The sequence below is a fragment of the Paenibacillus sp. FSL R5-0486 genome, from assembly GCF_037975155.1.
Lineage (GTDB): Bacteria > Bacillota > Bacilli > Paenibacillales > Paenibacillaceae > Paenibacillus > Paenibacillus amylolyticus.
Genome location: NZ_CP150237.1, coordinates 2,398,998 through 2,418,415 on the forward strand (window position 1 = coordinate 2,398,998; position 19,418 = coordinate 2,418,415).

Below are 19,418 nucleotides of genomic sequence, written 5' to 3' on the forward strand. Positions count from 1 at the left end.
GTTGAATTTGTGCCATTTATATTGCTTTTATGTGCTGTTTGGACCCCGTAAAAGGTTGATATAATCGCATTATAAGCCACTCAGGGAGTACTTGAGTAGGAAGAAATACAGGGGGAGCAATCATGAGAACTTTGAAACGCACTTGGCCATTCCACGTTATGCTGTTGCCAGCCATTATCTTTCTGATCATCTTCAGTTATGTGCCTATGGGCGGGATCGTTATGGCATTCCAGAACTACAAGCCATGGCTTGGGATTAGCGGTTCTGAATGGGTTGGACTGGACAACTTTAGATATTTGTTTGAACGTGAAGACAGCTTACAGGTCATCTGGAACACATTGATTATTGCTGTACTTAAACTGATATTCAATTTATTTGTTCCATTTGTTTTTGCCATTCTTTTGAATGAGGTTCGCAAGATGGCTATACAGCGAACGATTCAAACACTCGTATATTTACCTCACTTCTTGTCCTGGGTCATTCTGGGCGGGATTTTGATAGATCTGTTGTCAACAGGCGGCTTGGTTAACCGGGTTCTGGGAACCTTTGGACTTGGGCCATATTTCTTCCTGGGAGACAACAGTTGGTTCCGATCTACGGTCATTCTGACAGATGTGTGGAAAGAATTTGGCTATAACATGATTGTCTTTCTGGCTGCCCTTGCCGGAATTAATCCAGCATTGTACGAAGCAGCTGAAATTGACGGAGCAGGACGCTGGAAACAGACACTGCACATTACAATCCCTTCGCTTGTGCCGATGCTGATGGTTGTAGGGACACTGGCGCTTGGTAACGTACTGAATGCCGGATTTGACCAGATATTCAACTTGTATAACCCGCTCGTATATCAAACGGGTGACATCATTGATACATTCGTATATCGTTCCGCAATGCAGAATGGTGAGATGGGCTTTGCAACCGCGATCGGATTATTTAAATCGGTCATTAGTATGATCTTGATTCTTGTATCGTACAGCTTAGCCAAAAAATACGCTGGATATCGCATATTCTAAACGAATGAACAGAGAAAGAAGGGACCACGATGTATCATAAATCATTGCCTTATCGCGTGTTTAATATAGTCAATACCTGCTTTCTGATTTTGATCGCCATTATGTGTATCATACCGATGGTTCATGTACTGGCTGTATCCTTTAGTACAAAGGCAGCTGCCGACGCCAATCTGGTCAATCTCTGGCCCGTAGGATTTTCACTTGAGGCTTACAAAAAAACGATGAACAATCCAATTTTCTTGAACTCACTCTGGATTTCACTTCTACGTACAGTGATCGGTACAGCTATTACCTTGCTGATTACGTTCCTGGCGGCGTATCCGTTGTCCAAAGAGAATAGTGAATTCAAAGGCAGAACGATCTACTCCTGGATTTTTGTATTCAGTATGATTTTCAACGGGGGACTGGTGCCATTCTATATGGTTATCCAGAAGATCGGGTTGATGGATTCCTTCTGGGTACTGGTACTCCCAGGAGCAGTTAACACATTCCTTGTCATTCTGATGCTGAACTTCTTCCGCGGTATTCCAAAAGAGCTGGAGGAAGCGGCGCTGATGGATGGAGCTAATCATTTCAGAACATTGTTCAGTATCTTCCTTCCCATTTCGATGCCGTCCATTGCAACAATTGCATTGTTCAGTATGGTGTTCCACTGGAATTCCTGGTTTGATGGATTGCTCTACATGAATAACGCCAAGGATTACCCACTTGCTACATTTATGCAAACGGTCATTATTGGACGTGATATGAGTAGCATGAGCATGAATCCAAAAGAAATGGAAGCTCTCTCACAAACTACGGTAAGGGCAGCTCAGATCTTCATCGGAAGTGCACCAATCTTGATTGTGTATCCTTTCCTGCAACGTTTCTTTGTTAAAGGTATGACGTTGGGCTCAGTTAAAGGCTGAGCCTGTACCCAAATTAATGGAGGTTGATACAGTGAGCAACTTGACGGAAAAGACATTCATTCTGGGAATGGATGTGTCCTTTATGGATGAAATCGAACAGCATGGCGGGAGTTATAGTGATGTGGATGGCAAGGAACAAGACTTGCTGTCCATCCTGAAGATTAATGACGCTAACGCGATACGACTTCGAATCTGGAATGATCCTGTTGGTGGATTCTGCAATCTGGAGCGGACGGTGGAGGTAGCCAAACGGATCAAGGAACAGGGCTTGAAATTTTTGCTTGATTTCCATTATTCTGATCGCTGGGCTGATCCAGCCAATCAATGGAAGCCGAAAGCATGGGAGAATCTGTCCTATGAAGAGCTTCAACGTGCGGTATGCATGTATACGGCTGACGTTCTGAGAACGTTGAAGGAACACGATGCGCTTCCGGACATGGTGCAGGTGGGCAACGAGATTACACCAGGCATGTTATGGAATGAGGGACGTGTCGGTGGAGAAGAGCATGATACGGATGAACAGTGGGAGCGTTTTGCAGGCCTTGTGAAGTATGGAATTGCTGCGGTCAAATCCGTTGACGCGGATATTCAGATTATGATACATATTGATCGTGGTGGAGATAACGCCGAGAGCCGCAAGTTTTACGATCGCTTTGAAGCACTGGGTGTGGAGTTTGATATCATTGGTCTCTCGTATTACCCTTGGTGGCATGGAACACTCGATGCGTTACGTGACAATCTTCATGATCTGGCTGAGCGTTATGGCAAACCTATCAATGTAGTTGAAACCGCTTATCCCTGGACGCTGGAGCAGCCGGAAGGCATTGAATGGATTTTGAATCAGGAAGATATGTTGTTACCAGGATACCCTGCAAGTGTAGAGGGACAGACCAAATATCTGAAGGATCTATTGCAGATTATTCGCGAAGTTCCTGGTGGTTTGGGGCACGGATTCTATTATTGGGAACCTGCCTGGATACCAAGTAAAGAAGAATGGTCCGTCGGACATCCGAATAACTGGGGCAACCTCACCATGTTTGATTTTAAAGGTCGCAAGTTGGAATCGTTTACAGCACTTGCTACTGTTGAAGAATCAGATGTCGTGACATACGTGTAATCTAGCGTAATACGTATCGTCTGTGAAGTCGTTGTTATCGTTATCGTATATAAACTAAAAAAACAGTAATTAAAGCAAGGGAGTTGTCCTTATGACATACAAATTTCCACCTGTAAGTTCCAAAGCCCCGCACATGTTGCATGGCGCAGACTATAACCCGGAGCAATGGCTCCGCTATCCTGAAGTTCTGGAAGAAGATATTCGCTTGATGAAGCTTGCCAAGTGTAACGTGATGTCCATTGGTATCTTCTCGTGGGTATCCCTTGAGCCGGAAGAGGGCGTATACACGTTTGAATGGCTGGATCAGGTGTTGGATCGTTTTGCAGCAAACGGTATCTATGCATTCCTCGCTACACCAAGTGGTGCCAGACCTGCTTGGATGTCCGCGAAGTACCCGGAAGTGCTCCGTGTATCCGAGAAGCGTGTCCGCAATCTGCATGGTTTCCGTCACAACCACTGTTATACTTCCCCGGTATACCGTGAGAAGGTTACTGCGATCAACACAAAACTGGCAGAACGTTATTCGGATCATCCGGCTGTAATTGGCTGGCATATCTCGAACGAGTTCGGCGGAGACTGTCATTGTGATTATTGTCAGGAAGCATTCCGTGGTTGGGTTCAGAAGAAGTATAAAACACTCGATGAACTGAATCATTCGTGGTGGACCACATTCTGGAGCCATACGGTTACAGACTGGAGTCAAGTGGAATCTCCGGCGCCACACGGTGAGACACAGGTACACGCAATGAATCTGGACTGGCGCCGTTTCGTTACGGATCAGACAGCTGATTTTATCGTGCATGAAACGAAACCATTAAAAGCTCAGAATCCTGATCTGCCAGTCACAACCAACCTGATGGAATTCTATGGCGGTCTGAACTATTGGAAGTTCGCTGATATTCTGGATTTCCTCTCTTGGGACAGTTATCCGACTTGGCATGATGCAAATGACGATGCGAAACAGGCATCACGTATCGCGATGATGCATGATATCGTTCGTTCCATCAAAGGTGGTCAGCCGTTCTTGCTGATGGAGAGTACTCCAAGTTCGACGAATTGGCAAGATGTCAGCAAACTGAAGAAACCTGGCATGCATCTGCTCTCTTCTCTCCAGGCTGTGGCACACGGCTCCGATAGTGTTCAGTACTTCCAGTGGAGAAAAAGCCGTGGGTCCAGTGAGAAACTTCATGGTGCGGTGGTAGACCACGTAGGAACGGAACACACTCGAGTGTTCCAAGATGTCACCGACGTAGGAACGGCTCTTGAAGGCATGGAAGCTATTGTAGGAACAGCGGTTCCGGCAGAAGTTGCAATCATATTTGATTGGGAAAACCGTTGGGCCGTTAATGATTCCCAGGGTCCGCGTAATATCGGTGTGAAGTATGAGCAGACGGTGGAAGAGCATTATGAAGCGTTTTGGAAAAAGGGAGTCGCTGTAGACGTTATTGATATGGATGCAGATCTGTCCAAGTATAAGTTGCTGATTGCTCCAATGCTCTATCTGGTACGTGAAGGTGTCGGGGAACGTATTGAGAAGTTTGTAGAACAAGGTGGTACGTTTGTAGCAACTTACTGGTCTGGTATTGTTAACGAAAACGATCTGTGTTTCCTGGGTGGATTCCCAGGCCCGCTGCGTAAGACACTTGGCATCTGGTCCGAGGAAATTGACGGACTGCATGATCGTGATCTGAACGGAATTATCCCTGAGAAGGGCAATGAGCTTCAGCTCAATACAGCGTATGATGCAATTGAACTGTGTGATCTGATTCATCTCGAAGGCGCGAAGTCCCTGGCTACGTACCGTTCTGACTTCTATGCCGGACGTCCGGCATTGACGGTTAACCAGTTGGGTTCAGGAAAAGCATATTACGTAGCGACACGTCTGAAAGCACCATTCTATGATGATTTCTATGCGAAGCTAATCGCTGACCTGAACATTGAGCGTGGACTTGAAACTGAGCTGCCTGCCGGAACAACGGCACATACGCGTACAGATGGTACAGCAGATTATGTGTTTGTACAGAACTACACGCCAGATGAGAAGCTGATTGAACTAGATGGACAGTCCTATACCGATCTGCTCAGTGGTGATGCTGTGGAAGCAAGTCTCAGCTTGAAGCCATATGACATTTGTGTTCTGCGCAGACCGGTTGCCCGGAAATAATGTAGATTCTATATGTTACTAAATAAATGAAGTTAGTAATTAGACAAAGAGTGCCCTGAACGCCTGCATTGGTGTTCAGGGCATCTTTTTTATTTTATGCATTTGGCTGTTGAACCACTTTTTCTGGACAAGATAAAGGATAAACGTGTCCGCGTAGCGAAGACAAACACGTAACATGTAACTCAAGACTTTCAGTCTGGGAGGAATGGAAATGAATCAAAGAAATCTGGATGGTAACAGCATTATTATTCGACTGGAAATGACAACTAAGGATATCAAGTTTGGCGAAGTGGCTTCGGTCATCTCGGAAGCTGGGGGAGACATCATTGCCATCGACGTGATTTCCACCAATCAGGATGTAAGCGTGCGCGACTTGACGGTCGCAGTTACAGATGCACAAGATAACAGTAAAATTATAGAAGGGGTGCGCCAGCTCAAAGGTGTGTCCATTATTAATGTATCGGATCGGACGTTCCTTCTTCATCTGGGCGGTAAGATCGAAGTAACACCAAAGACCCCGATTCAAAACCGGGAAGATCTGTCACGTGTGTACACTCCGGATGTGGCTCGTGTATGTTCAGCCATTTCAGAAGAACCCGGCAAAGCCTTCTCATTGACAATTAAACGGAATACAGTGGCCGTCGTATCTGATGGCAGTGCAGTGCTTGGGCTTGGTAATATTGGGCCTCGTGCAGCGATGCCTGTCATGGAAGGTAAAGCGATGTTATTCAAACAGTTTGCTGGTGTGGATGCTTTCCCAATCTGCCTGGATACACAGGATACCGAGGAAATCATACGTACTGTGAAAGCGATATCACCTGGTTTTGGCGGCATTAATCTGGAGGATATCTCGTCACCGCGTTGTTTCGAAATTGAACGTCGTCTGAATGAGGAATTGGACATTCCTGTATTTCATGATGACCAGCATGGCACAGCGGTTGTGTTATATGCTGGTCTGATCAATGCGCTCAAACTGGTGGGCAAGTCCATTGAAGATGTGAAGATTGTGGTCTGTGGCATCGGTGCAGCAGGTGTAGCGTGCAGCAATATATTATTGTCCGCGGGAGCCAGCCGGCTTATAGGTGTCGATCGTGAGGGTGCAATTGTACGGACACAAACCTATGAGAATGAAGTCTGGAGTGATTATGCAGCTCGTACTAATCCCGAACTGGAGACTGGTTCGCTGCGTGATGTCATTCGTGGAGCCGATGTGTTCATTGGCCTATCCCGCGGGAATCTGTTAACTCGCGAAGATGTACAGACCATGGCAGAAGATCCAATCGTGTTTGCAATGGCAAACCCGGTGCCTGAGATTATGCCTGCCTTGGTGGAAGACATTGTGGCTGTAATGGCAACAGGACGATCCGATTATCCGAATCAGATTAACAATGTGTTATGTTTCCCGGGCATCTTCAGGGCAGTTCTGGATTGCCGAGCCACCGAAATTAATGAAGAAATGAAGCTGGCAGCCGCTCAAGCGATTGCTTCGGCCATTACGGACGAAGAGCGTACACGTTATTACATTATTCCGAGTGTGTTCAATGATAAAGTAGTCAAATCGATGCGCAGTCGCGTAATTGAAGCAGCTGTTAAGACGGGTGTAGCTCGACGTATTCCTCGTGAACAGGCCCGTGAAGGCGGGGAATCGTAAGATGTCAGAGAACCCTCTTCAACCTGGTGGGAATCTGCAAGAATTAGGGCACATGCATAATATAGATGGAATAACGGCAGGAGAGGCTGTTCTGCGCGCCGCCCGATCCTTTGTTCAAGGGGACTCATCCAAGCATAGTGATGGTCATGACTGGCCGCACATTGAACGGGTAACCGCACTTACGGTTGAACTCGCTCACCGTATGGGTGCAGATCCATTTGTCTGCGAACTGGCTGCATTATTACATGATGTACCGGATGAGAAGCTGAATGAGAGCTTGGAAGCCGGGATGGCCAAACTGAATGACTGGCTGGATACCCAGCCTCTTGACCCGGATATACGTAATAAGGTTGTGGGTATTATTAGCACCATCTCATATGCGGGAGGACAGCGTCCTGCAGTCAGCTCGCTTGAAGCACAGGTTGTACAGGATGCGGATCGACTGGATGCATTGGGTGCGATTGGGATCGCGCGAACCTTTGCCTTTTCAGGCGCCAGAGGGCGCGAGATGTACGATCCGTCCCTTCCCCCACGGGAGCAGATGACCCGTGAGGAATATCGCAATGGGCGCAGCACAACGATAAATCACTTTTACGAGAAGTTGTTCAAGCTCAAGGATCTGATGAATACCTCCTATGGCAAGGAGCTGGCGGAACAGCGTCATGATTATATGGTGCAGTTTGTGGACCAGTTCAAAAGGGAATGGGAGGGCACGGACCGTTAGGCAGGCATAATAAGCATGAGTATTCCACAGAGGTATAATTAGTAACAGAGGCGAATCTTTGAAGTGGCGAAAATCCATTTTGAAGATTTGCTTCTTTTTGGGTTAATAATGTGTATTAACATACATAAAGGAATCAATTTCACAATACCTCTGACTTATGACATGGCAACGGAAGACCTTACATGGTACAATAAATCGTTCTCCTGAATGAATTCAGGCAAAAAAAGAAATATGGGGTAATAATGAACATGATTATCAAATGTAAAATTTCAGGTTCGGTAAAGAGGAGGGGTCATCACCATGTCGTTTGGTGCGCGTGTACTTAAGACGGGAATCGCGGTCACGCTTGCCTTGTACCTAAGCAGCCTGTTCTTGAACCCGCAATCTCCCGTGCCTGCCGCAATCGCGGCTATATTCGCCATGCAGCCTTCCATCTATCGTTCCTGGAAATACTTCCTGGATCAATTGCAAACGACCACGCTGGGAGCTATTGTCGCCCTGGTGGGGGGCATGGTGTTGTCCAATGAGCCAATCGCCGTTGGATTAATTATTGTACTTGTCATCATGATCTGTCTTAAATTGAATATGGGTGAGACGGTTGGCCTGACACTGGTCACGGTTGTATCCATTATGGAAGCCTCGGGTGACTGGCATTTTGCACTCAATCGTTTTCTGTTGACACTGGTTGGTATTGTATCGGCGTTTCTCATCAACATTACGGTATTTCCTCCGAAACCGAAGGTTCAGTTCGTGAAGCAGATCCATAGTGTATTCAGCGGTATGTCGTTGCTTCTGCGAACTTCGATCTCGGATGAGATCAAGGAAGTTGTATTCCGGGAGGAGAAAAGCAACCTGGGCGGTTCCATTAAGTCTTTGTCCGACAAGTATAACTTGTTCGAAGAGGAACAGAAAAAGATGAAACGTTCGAAATTCAGCGAAACTCGTCAGATGGTGGTCTACAAACAAATGCTGCTGAGTTTGCAAAAAGGGTACGAGGTGCTGGATTCGGTGGAACGCCACTATTTCCAGGCACCGCGGACAACGGCCATGGATCAGTTTTTTGACTCACATCTTGAACTGGTTATCAAATTCCATGAGCATGCACTGCTCAAGTTCGAGGATAAGCTGAAGCCTAATGGGGAAGAGGCCGCACAGTTTGTATTGGATAATGACCGTTTCATGGAGCAGGCGATCACCCAGTTTGATATCGACAAGGAAGGGATGTTACGATTGTCCATCGTGGCTGCTGCCATTTATGATTATGGATATCAACTGGAACGTTTGAATCGACTTGCCGAACATGTGCATAGCGCCAGTGAAGACAAAGAATCACAGGACAAAATTTTGAATTGGCTTAAGTGGCCTTAAGTACGAGTTCAAAAAGGCTGGTTTTCAGTACCGAGAAGATGGAATGAAGATAGAAATGGAGTAGCGGAGCGTAGGAAAAACTACGTGAGCAACGGACATTTCGGCTGAATTTCATATTCGATGCTGATGATGCCGTTAGGCATCCTTCGTAATCAAAAGCGGACTTTTTGAACAACCTCTCTAAGTGCGAATTGCGCACCTGCTTGGCGATCATATACAATGTAGTTACAACATAGCCCGGACAATCGTGTCCGGGTTGTTTTGTCATACATAGGGCTGAAGGGCATGAATGAATATTAACGAACTGAGGGATAGAGACATGATTATAGAGGAATTAGACGCTGAACTAATGGAATGGTTGAGTGGGACAAATCTGGAGCATAAACAGCATGAAGCCATGCAACTGCTAACTGTATCTGAGGATCAGTGGCCGCATCAGGCGATGATTAGTATGGGGGAAGTGATTGCGATAAATCCGCATCAGCTTAGACTGGCTCTATGGCAAGGTACACAGACCAGTATGAACATGAGCAAAACAGGCAAGGCTACCTTGATTGCGGTTCAAGGACATCGATTGTTGCATATCCGTATAGAAGTAGAACGGTTACCTGAGATTAGGGGGGCTGTTCATCCGAGAGATCGTTTTGAAGCACAAGTCCTTCAGGTACGTGTGGATCACGCGCCATATGCGGAGATCACTTCAGGAATAACCTTTCAATTAGCAGATGAACTTGGAGCAATTACACGTTGGAAAGAGACGATTGAAGAATTACGAAAATAGCCAGGAGTAGCTAAGTCAGTTGAGGACCCGGTGGTTGGGTAATAATGAAGAAGAAAACAACAAAAAACGCCTCCGCTTGCATCGGGACGTTGTCACTGGTACAATAAAAAATGGTTTTCAGAAAATTAGAACTAATTAACATATAATTAAAATGTTTACTTTCTAATAATTATACCATTGCCTTTTCGGGCTTGTCAAATGGGATTTTGAGGACACAATCCGGGGAAAGAGGGGCTATTAACATATGAGTACAGATCAGCAATGGAATGAGGAACAACAACGGGTCAACACCGTGACCGATCAGATTGAACGCAAGATCACAACGCTGGAAGATGAAGTTGGTTCCTTCCGTGACGAAGTGGTTGGCATGAGAAAAGACTTCTGGGACGAAGTCACGATGAACTTTAGCGAAGCGGATGATGTTGGGGAGACTTCTACCAGCATGCGGCAGCAGTCACAGGTATTGTCCGATCGGGAGCGTAGCCATCTCAATACAGCGGCTGCGTTGGATAAAATGAAACGACTGCATCATTCACCGTATTTTGGACGCATTGATTTTAAGGAAGATGGATATCCAAATGCAGAACACATTTATCTCGGCATTGCATCGTTGCTGGATGAGAAGGAAGAATCTTTTCTGGTCTACGACTGGCGTGCGCCAATCTCCAACCTGTATTATGACGGAGCACCGGGTCCAATCACGTATCATACACCCAGTGGGGAGATCAGCGGTGATATAGAGATGAAGCGACAGTTTGTTATTCGGGATGGTCGTATCCGGTTTATGTTTGACACAGGGGTCACGATTGGTGATGAGTTGTTGCAGGCCGTGCTCAGTCGAACTTCGGATGCACAGATGAAGAGTATTGTAGCGACCATTCAGAAGGAGCAAAACCGGATTATCCGTAATGACCGGACACGTATGCTCATTGTGCAAGGCGCAGCCGGCAGTGGCAAAACATCCGCGGCGCTCCAGCGTGTGGCATATCTTCTTTATAAATACCGCGAGCATCTGCAAGCGGATCAGATGGTTCTTTTTTCACCAAATCCAATGTTCAACAGTTATGTCTCCACGGTACTGCCTGAGCTTGGGGAGGAAAACATGTTGCAAACGACCTTCCAGGAGTATCTGGAGCGCCGTTTGGGTCGTGAATATCAACTGGAAGATCCGTTTATTCAGCTTGAATATGTACTTACGGGGACGGAAGATCCCGATTACGATGTTCGCATGTCCAGCATTCGCTTCAAGTCGTCCGAAACGTTCCTCAAGGTTATTACACGTTATAAGGAAAGTATGTTGTCAGGTGGCATGAAATTCAAGCCGGTTCGCTTCCAGGGCCGAGCGATTGTCACGTCAGAGGCTATGGCTGAGAAATTCTACAGCTTCGAGTCATCCGTTAAGCTGGTGAGTCGACTGGAGATGTTACGGGACTGGATGCTGAAAGAACTGTCTGCCTTTGGTAAAGGTGAACTGGATGCGCCTTGGGTTGATCAGCAGCTTGATCTGATGGAGCCGGAGGATCTGCAACGTGCGTATCAACGGTTGAAGCGCAAGCAAAAAGGAAAGACCCATACGTTTAATGACTTTGAGCAGGAAAGAGGGATTCTGGCACGTATGGTGGTCAGTGACCGACTCAAACCGTTGCGAAAATGGATTAAGTCCTTACGATTCGTTGATATAAGACAATTATATGCACATCTATTCAACGATCAGGCTCAGATGGAGCGATTGCTGGGTGACGAAGTGCTACCTGCTCAATGGGATGAAATCTGTAAGATGACTTTACGCAGATTGAAGCTTCAGGAGTTGGCATATGAAGATATTACGCCATACTTGTACTTGCGTGAGCTTATGCTTGGATTCCATATTAACTCGAATATTCGTCATGTCATTATTGATGAAGCCCAGGATTATTCCGCGTTTCAGTTGGCATTTATGAAGAGATTGTTCCCACGGGCGAAAATAACAGCACTTGGTGACTTTAATCAGGCAATCTATGCCCACTCTTCAGTACTTAGTGGAACAGGACCTTTGACTAACCTGTACGGACCAGACAACACGGAAGTCATTGAGCTGACCAGAAGTTATCGATCTACCCGGGAGATCGTGGAGTTTACACGTGGCATGGTGCCTGGTGGGGAAGAGATTATTCCATTTAACCGCAGTGGTGAGAAACCTAAAGTGATCGTTTCTTCTGATTCAGAGCGTCATATGAATGTCATCACGACAGACCTCAAGCACTTGATTAAGGAAGGGTACGAATCGGTTGCAGTTATCTGCAAAACCGCCGAAGAGAGCAGAGACGTACATGCTGCATTAAGTAAGGTGCTGCCCACAGCACCGAAGTTAATCAAAAAAACGACGCTGGCTTTTGAGCAGGGTGTTCATGTGATCCCGGCGTATCTGGCTAAAGGTGTGGAATTCGATGCTGTCCTGATCTATGATGGCTCTGCGGAGCAGTATGCTCAGGAGCATGAACGCAAGTTGTTCTATACTGCTTGCACACGAGCGATGCATCTGCTGCACGTTTACTGCGTGGGCACACCGAGTCCGTTCATTACCGCCCAGTCGGAAGAACAGTATGATCTTGGCAAGGTGTCTGCTGCGCAAGTGGACTGACATAACACTTCATATGCATGAAGAAGGCTTCCGTTCAATGGAACGGGAGTTTTTCTGTATATGATACATATATCGGGAAGAAGCTAGCTTAGCGAGGGAATTATACGTGATGAGGTTACAGCCATATAGGTGATCGTATTGATAAAAATACCTAACGTGAATTCGTAAGGATTGGGTCCCGTGGATAAATACGTCTGCATAATTTGTATTTAAGCACAATCGATGTGATTTTTCTTTACACATGAAGTCCGGACTCATATAATCGTAACAATATATTTTTTTTGGATCGTTTATTAAAGGAGGCAACAAAATGAACAAATCATCTTTTGAACGGCCACTTATGGCCGATTGTGTACCGGATCTGGTCGCTACAGCACGGGGAGATTTGCCAGCGACTTTGGTCATTCGGGGAGGTACGCTGGTAAACGTGATATCGGGTGAGATTTTGCCTGAGATGTCCATAGCTGTACAGGGAGCTCGAATCGCTTATGTCGGTAAAGATGTAAGCCACACTATCGGAGAACATACGCGGATTATTGAAGCAAACGGTAAGTATATCGCTCCTGGTCTGCTGGATGGACACTGCCATATCGAAAGTACACAGATGAAAGTAACCGAGTTTGCGAGAGCGGTATTGCCTTCAGGCACGACCGGAGGTTTCTTTGACCCTCATGAGATCTCTAACGTGCTTGGTCTGAAAGGTCTGAGACTGATGCTGGATGAAGCGCGGACCACACCCATGGCAGCTTATATGCAGGTGGCTTCCTGTGTGCCTTCCACGCATCCGGGACTAGAGACAACAGGTGCTTATATCGGGCCTGAAGAGGTAGCTGAGGCTCTTTCCTGGGGTCCGGACATGATTGGTCTTGGTGAAGTGATGAACTTCCCTGGAGTGGTCTATGGGGATGAGACGATGATCGGTGAGATACAGGCAACGCTCCGGGCAGGTAAAGTGGCAGACGGTCATTTCACCTGGGCTGCAGATGACTGGCGTCTGCCAGCCTACGCAGCGAGTGGTGTTACAGGGGATCATGAATGTGTGACCAAGGAAGATGTGGTTGAACGTCTGCGACTCGGGATGTACGCGAAGATGCGCCAAGGTTCAGCATGGCATGATGTGGCTGAGACGATCAAAGCCTGCACTGAGCTTGGTCTGGATACACGCCGGATGATGCTGGTGACCGATGACCGAAGCTCTGAATCGCTGCTCAAAGAAGGACATATGGATTTTGTTGTTCGTCTCGCAATCTCCCAAGGGGTGAAGCCGGTTACGGCTTTTCAGATGGCAACCATTAACACGGCTGAGCGCTTTGGTGTTGCGCGCGACATTGGTGCGATTATTCCGGGCAATATAGCTGATATTATTCTGCTGGACGGCCGGTTGGCGGATGTACGTGTGGGCATGACGATTGCTGCCGGGCAAGTTGTAGCTGAGAATGGGAAAATGACGGCGGTCTGGGACAGCTTCACGTACCCTGAGGAAGCGCTGAACACGGTGAAGTTAGAAGCTAATATTCAGCCAGTAGATTTGGAGTTGGCTGCGCCGATTCAAGAGGGGATCATTGGTGCCAAAATCATTCATGTGACAGAGAACCATGTGGATACAAAGGAGAAACACCTGCCTGTTACCGTAGAGAACGGCAAGGTTGTGGTTTCAACTTCAGGGGAAGTATGCAAAATTGCGGTATTGGAGCGTCACAAACAAACCGGGAATCGAGCGGTAGCGCTTGTTGGAGGCATCGGCTTCACATCACCTGCAGCGATTGCGATGACAGTTGCTCATGATAGTCACAACCTGTTGATTATCGGTAATGATGATGCATTAATGGCTGAAGCCGGCAATCGCGTAATTCGTATGCAGGGCGGGGTGGCCGTGGTAACGGCAACAGGGGTAACCGAATTCCCGCTACGGATTGCAGGTTTGATGTCAACCGAATCTTTTGAAGTCGTTGCAGCCCAATCGGCAGCAGTCAGTGAAGCTTTACAGTCCGCAGGATGTACGTTGAATAATGCGTTCATGACGCTTTCGTTGCTCGCGCTGGTTGTGATTCCAGAATTACGTTTGTCCGACAAGGGGCTTGTGCGGATCTCGGCAGAAGGTATTGAACTGGTGTCTCTTTTCGATGAAGTGGTTGATAATACACCTGTAGCTCCATCGGGTAATGAATGAACGGAAATGTCGACTAGGCATCATTAAATAGGGTTCCATATAAAGCCGCCTTAGGGCGGTTTTTTGGTGTGTTTTGAGAGAAAACGCTTTCTAGGTCTTCTGGAGCTTGGTGTACATATGGCAATAATGACTGAAGTCTTGCTGGAATAAGGATTGAATTTGAAAATAATAAATAATTGTGACTTTTGAACTATACATACAGAACTACGAATTCCCGAAATATAGTTATATGATTCTTTCGTCGTAAGTCTTAAAGATGATATTGCATATAAAAGCAATCCGAATTCGTCGTACCTAATAAGTATCCATTAAATGAATATGAAACGACACAATTTCATCCAGATTTGCACGTCAGAGCTGATAACTTCAGAGGGAGTGTACAAATATGAAAAGCAAAAGGGGTTACCGTTTTATCTTATTACTGAGTTGTTTGATCTTGTGTGCGAGTACAGCCTGTTCTTCGAAAGCCGTTGCCATTGGTTCTGTGGATAGTTATGAAACGATTCATGGTAACCTTGATGTGCCGGTAAGAGCGACGTGGGTGTGGGACACAACCCAGATTCGAAGCAATCCTCAAGAGGTGTTAAATTACGCTACAGCGAATAAGATCAATACGATCTATCTGCAGATGAACCGGGATGTAAAAATTCCTGATTATAAAAGTTTTATCCGTCAGGCCAGAGCCAAGAACATTGCGGTTGACGTCATGGATGGAAGATCAGCGTGGGGATTGACGGAAAGTCGGGAACAGATTGCTTCTTTCCTGGACTGGATCGAGGCATATCAGGCGCAGGCATTGCCTAATGAGAAGTTTGCTGGTATTCATCTGGATATTGAGCCACATGTGCACCCGCAATGGAAAATCAATCAAGCCAGTGTAATTACCCAGTGGCAAGGCAATGTGGAGTACATTGTTGAGCGAGCATCACGGATGAAAATGCCGGTAGCGGCTGATCTGCCTTTCTGGCTCGATAACTACAAAATTCCGGGTTCCACGATGGCCGTAAGCAGTTGGATGATTCGCAAGTTTGATTCCATCACCATTATGGCTTACCGCGATACAGCTGCTGCAATCTATAGTGTAGCGAAGGATGAACTTGCGGAAGCAGCTCTGCTTGGCAAGACGATCTCAATCGCCGTGGAAACAAAGCAAAGTAAGGAAGGTGACTTCATTACTTTTTATGAAGAGGGATCTGCTTATATGGAAGCACAATTAAAATTGGTCGAAAAAATGGCTTCAGTACATGCGTCCTTTAACGGTTTCTCCGTACATGAGTACACTTCATGGAAGACACTGAAAAAGTGAGAAACTGTTAAGCTTCAAAGCGTAAGGCTGATAGCAGCGAATGAGATGAGTTCTAACTGAGCCAGTGTGGCTCAGATCAGAGCGTTATCTTATTCATTGGCTGGAAAGTTGATAAAGAAGATAAAGAAGGTGTTTGCAGCTGAATAGCTGTGAGCACCTTCTTCTTTTACACCTGAACCAGGGCAGACTCCATTCTTACGTTCTCATAGAACATTTTGCGATACTGTGAAGGTGTAGTGGCTTTATGCTTTTTAAATGTAGTGATGAAGTAGCTTAGATGCTCGAAACCCACATCCATGGCGATATCAACAATCTTGTGATCTGTATTCTCAAGCTGAACGCAGGCCTGCTGAACACGGTAATAGTTAATGTAATCAACAGGTGTTTTCTGCACCATTTGTTTGAAGAAACGACAGAAGTGCCCTTCACTCATATTGGCCTCATCGGCCAGTTCTTTCAGCTTTAATGGTTCAGGATACCGTTTGTGAATATAACTGAGCACGGATTTCAGGCGCTCTACCTTGTCATGACTGCCTGTAGCTACAGTGCCTTTGAGCGGAGCAGGTCTCATATGTTCGAACATTCGGGCAAATATGAGGTACAGGTAGGCTTTCGTTGACATTTCACATGTTTCGGTTCGGCCAGCATGGTCTGCAAATATACGTTTCAGGAGATCCAGAATTTCTTGTCCCCAGTTCTCATCTGCCTTGATATGACTGGGGGGAATCACCGTTTTGCGTACCAGTGGACCGATGAATTTCTCTTGGACCGTATCGAAGGCACGGCTGCCAAGCAGTTCGGGATTAAATACAATGGAAGAGAATATGCAGGGCACATCGCCCTTCAGATACCCCGCATGAATCTCACCTCGATTGATGAAAATGGCTTCTCCAGCTTGAACCTCAATGGTGTTCATATCAATTTGAAAGACGGCGCAGCCCTGAGTAACCATGGTGAACTCCATCTCATCATGCCAGTGGCAATCGAGAATGCTATCCCCGTTCAGTTGTTGAATATCTGGGTACACACTGACGGGATACATGGCATTGCCGTGAATCCGGTCTTCCCGTAATCGTTCACGTTCCATATCAGATTCTCCTTTTGTATCATTATTAATGTAATCGTTTCCATAGATTGGTGATGATGTTCAAGAATCGGATGTTTATTATCAAAATCGTGATATATTTGGTCAAAATAAGAGAAGAAATTCGTTATTAATATCAATATTATTATAATATAACCAAAGGGGGAAAGAAAACATGAAATTTACTGATGGATTCTGGATGACTCGTGAAGGGTACCAGATTCAAAACCCGACTGACATTCGTGATATTGTGCAAAAAGATAATTCTGTGACCGTATATGCGGCAACTAAATATATTCGCAGCAAAGGCGACACGTTGAACGGTACATTGCTGAAAGCAACGTACAGCTCACCAATGCCTAACGTTATTCGTGTAACCTTGAATCATCATAAAGGCGGAGTGAAAAAAGGGCCTGTATTTGAGCTTAACACGCAAGATGCGAACGTTGACATCTCAAAAAATGAACAAGGCGCAGTTTTGAAAAGTGGCAACCTGGAAGTTCAAATCGACAAAACAAACGGTTGGGACGTTAGCTTCCTATATGGAGGAAAACGGATTACAGGTAGCGGTCAAAGAGCTGCCGGTTATATTACAGGTCCAAGCAAGGAAGCGTACTTCCGGGAGCAGCTTGATCTAGGTATTGGTGAATACGTTTACGGACTCGGTGAGCGCTTCACACCGTTTGTTAAGAATGGTCAAATCGTCGATACCTGGAATGAGGACGGCGGTACAAGCAGTGAGCAGTCCTATAAAAACATTCCGTTTTATTTGTCCAATAAAGGATATGGCGTATTTGTAAACCATCCTGAACGCGTATCGTATGAGATTGCATCCGAGAATGTATCTAAAGTTCAGTTCAGCGTAGAAGGCGAGACGTTGGAGTACTTCATTATCGGCGGTGACAATCCAAAGGATGTACTTGATAATTATACGAAATTAACAGGTAAACCGGCGCTTCCACCGGCATGGACTTTTGGTCTGTGGCTGACAACATCATTCACAACGGATTATGATGAAGCAACGGTTAATCATTTCGTAGATGGCATGGCTGAACGTGATCTTCCGCTGTCTGTATTCCATTTTGACTGCTTCTGGATGAAGGAATACCAATGGTCTGATTTTGTATGGGATGAAGCGATGTTCCCTGATCCGGAAGGCATGCTTGCACGTCTGAAAGAAAAGGGGCTTAAAATCTGTGCTTGGATCAATCCATATATTGCAGAAAAATCATACTTGTTCGATGAAGGTATGGAGAACGGTTATCTGGTGAAAACAGCGGATGGCAGCGTATGGCAATGGGATATGTGGCAAGCAGGTATGGCTCTGGTTGATTTCACAAATCCGGATGCTGTGAACTGGTATAAGAGCAAGCTGGAAGTCCTGCTGGATCAAGGTGTAGATTCCTTCAAGACCGACTTCGGCGAAAGAATTCCGACAGATGTTGTGTACTTCGATGGTTCTGATCCCGTTAAAATGCACAACTATTATACACAGCTCTATAACAAAGCTGTATTTGAATTGCTTGAAGAGAAGATTGGCAAAAACGAAGCTGCCCTGTTTGCACGCTCTGCAACAGCAGGTGGTCAACAGTTCCCGGTTCACTGGGGCGGTGACTGTTCTTCCACGTATGAATCCATGGCTGAATCACTTCGTGGTGGCCTCTCACTGGGGCTTTCCGGTTTCGGATTCTGGAGCCATGATATCAGTGGTTTTGAAAGCACAGCGAGCCCTGATGTCTACAAACGTTGGGTACAATTCGGACTGTTATCTTCACACAGTCGCCTGCACGGAAGCACTTCGTATCGTGTGCCTTGGCTGTTTGATGAGGAATCCGTGGACGTTGTTCGTGACTTTACCAAACTCAAAATCAGCCTGATGCCGTACCTGTACAATTCTGCGGTAGAGTCAACGGTAAAAGGTATTCCGATGATGCGCGCTATGCTGCTGGACTTCCCAGAGGACCCAACAACATACAGCTTGGATACGCAATACATGTTTGGTGATTCGATTTTGGTGGCTCCAATCTTCAACAAGGAAGGCGATGTTCGTTACTACCTGCCTGAAGGAACTTGGACGAACTATCTGACAGGAGCGAAAGTACAAGGTGGACGCTGGATCAGTGAAAACCATGACTTCAAAACACTGCCAATGATGGTCAAACCAAACAGCTTGATCGCTGTAGGTGCGGTGGATAGCAAACCGGATTACGACTTTGCGAATGATGTGTCCTTGCACTTGTTCGAACTGGCTGATGGTCAAACGGCTCAAGCGGTCGTTGTGAACCAAGCGGCTGAACAGGAGCTGACAGTTAACGTTACACGTAAGGGATCAGTGCTGGATGTTCGTGCTGAAGGTGCAGGCAAACCATGGAACATCGTGCTTCGCGGTATTGAAAGTGTATCCAGCGTTGAAGGTGGTTCCCAAGTGTCTGGTGCAAATGGTGTTGTTGTTACAGCAGCAACAGGCGCAAGCGCGCTTACAATCCAACTGTAAAATGATATAGTAAAAGAA

General features: G+C 46.2%; 13 protein-coding genes. 12 read left to right on the forward strand and 1 reads right to left on the reverse strand.

Annotated features, from left to right (window positions below):
- Positions 1 to 122: 122 nt before the first annotated feature.
- The 11 genes from MKY01_RS10860 (at position 123) to MKY01_RS10910 (ending at position 15,822) form a co-directional block, all read left to right on the forward strand.
- Positions 123 to 1,013 (forward strand): ABC transporter permease subunit, encoded by an 891-nt coding sequence (locus tag MKY01_RS10860; RefSeq protein ID WP_076326911.1) that lies wholly within the window; start codon positions 123 to 125, stop codon positions 1,011 to 1,013.
- 29 nt (positions 1,014 to 1,042) lie between these two features.
- The gene (locus MKY01_RS10865) at positions 1,043 to 1,921 is read left to right on the forward strand and encodes a carbohydrate ABC transporter permease (RefSeq protein WP_091032085.1); all 879 of its coding nucleotides are present in this window, start codon (positions 1,043 to 1,045) and stop codon (positions 1,919 to 1,921) included.
- Between the two features lie 31 nt (positions 1,922 to 1,952).
- A complete protein-coding gene (locus tag MKY01_RS10870) occupies positions 1,953 to 3,038 on the forward strand; it encodes an arabinogalactan endo-1,4-beta-galactosidase (protein ID WP_082219046.1) in 1,086 nt (361 codons plus the stop codon).
- 91 nt (positions 3,039 to 3,129) lie between these two features.
- Positions 3,130 to 5,202 (forward strand): beta-galactosidase, encoded by a 2,073-nt coding sequence (locus MKY01_RS10875; protein WP_282321974.1) that lies wholly within the window; start codon positions 3,130 to 3,132, stop codon positions 5,200 to 5,202.
- A 211-nt stretch (positions 5,203 to 5,413) separates the two neighbouring features.
- Positions 5,414 to 6,853, forward strand: a complete 1,440-nt coding sequence (locus MKY01_RS10880; RefSeq protein ID WP_282321973.1) for an NAD-dependent malic enzyme — start codon at positions 5,414 to 5,416, stop codon at positions 6,851 to 6,853.
- Position 6,854: 1 nt separating this feature from the next.
- Complete coding sequence (locus MKY01_RS10885; RefSeq protein WP_339286401.1) at positions 6,855 to 7,577, forward strand: HD domain-containing protein; 723 nt, start codon at positions 6,855 to 6,857, stop codon at positions 7,575 to 7,577.
- A 300-nt stretch (positions 7,578 to 7,877) separates the two neighbouring features.
- Positions 7,878 to 8,945, forward strand: coding sequence for an aromatic acid exporter family protein (locus MKY01_RS10890; protein ID WP_017689291.1), 1,068 nt, complete (start codon positions 7,878 to 7,880; stop codon positions 8,943 to 8,945).
- 319 nt (positions 8,946 to 9,264) lie between these two features.
- On the forward strand, positions 9,265 to 9,726 hold the full coding sequence (locus tag MKY01_RS10895; protein ID WP_164783099.1) for a pyridoxamine 5'-phosphate oxidase family protein: 462 nt from the start codon (positions 9,265 to 9,267) through the stop codon (positions 9,724 to 9,726).
- A 244-nt stretch (positions 9,727 to 9,970) separates the two neighbouring features.
- Positions 9,971 to 12,346, forward strand: coding sequence for an RNA polymerase recycling motor HelD (gene helD / locus MKY01_RS10900; protein ID WP_339286402.1), 2,376 nt, complete (start codon positions 9,971 to 9,973; stop codon positions 12,344 to 12,346).
- Between the two features lie 310 nt (positions 12,347 to 12,656).
- The gene (locus MKY01_RS10905) at positions 12,657 to 14,516 is read left to right on the forward strand and encodes an adenine deaminase C-terminal domain-containing protein (protein WP_339286403.1); all 1,860 of its coding nucleotides are present in this window, start codon (positions 12,657 to 12,659) and stop codon (positions 14,514 to 14,516) included.
- A gap of 385 nt (positions 14,517 to 14,901) precedes the next feature.
- On the forward strand, positions 14,902 to 15,822 hold the full coding sequence (locus MKY01_RS10910) for a hypothetical protein (RefSeq protein ID WP_339286404.1): 921 nt from the start codon (positions 14,902 to 14,904) through the stop codon (positions 15,820 to 15,822).
- Between the two features lie 166 nt (positions 15,823 to 15,988).
- On the opposite strand, the gene MKY01_RS10915 is transcribed toward MKY01_RS10910, so the two are convergent.
- Positions 15,989 to 16,909, reverse strand: coding sequence for an AraC family transcriptional regulator (locus tag MKY01_RS10915; protein WP_339286405.1), 921 nt, complete (start codon positions 16,907 to 16,909; stop codon positions 15,989 to 15,991).
- 172 nt (positions 16,910 to 17,081) lie between these two features.
- Here MKY01_RS10915 and yicI point away from each other — a divergent pair, with 172 nt between their 5' ends.
- Positions 17,082 to 19,400 carry an alpha-xylosidase gene (gene yicI / locus MKY01_RS10920; RefSeq protein ID WP_339286406.1) on the forward strand — a complete coding sequence of 773 codons (2,319 nt, stop codon included), beginning with the start codon at positions 17,082 to 17,084 and terminating at the stop codon, positions 19,398 to 19,400.
- Positions 19,401 to 19,418 lie beyond the last annotated feature (18 nt).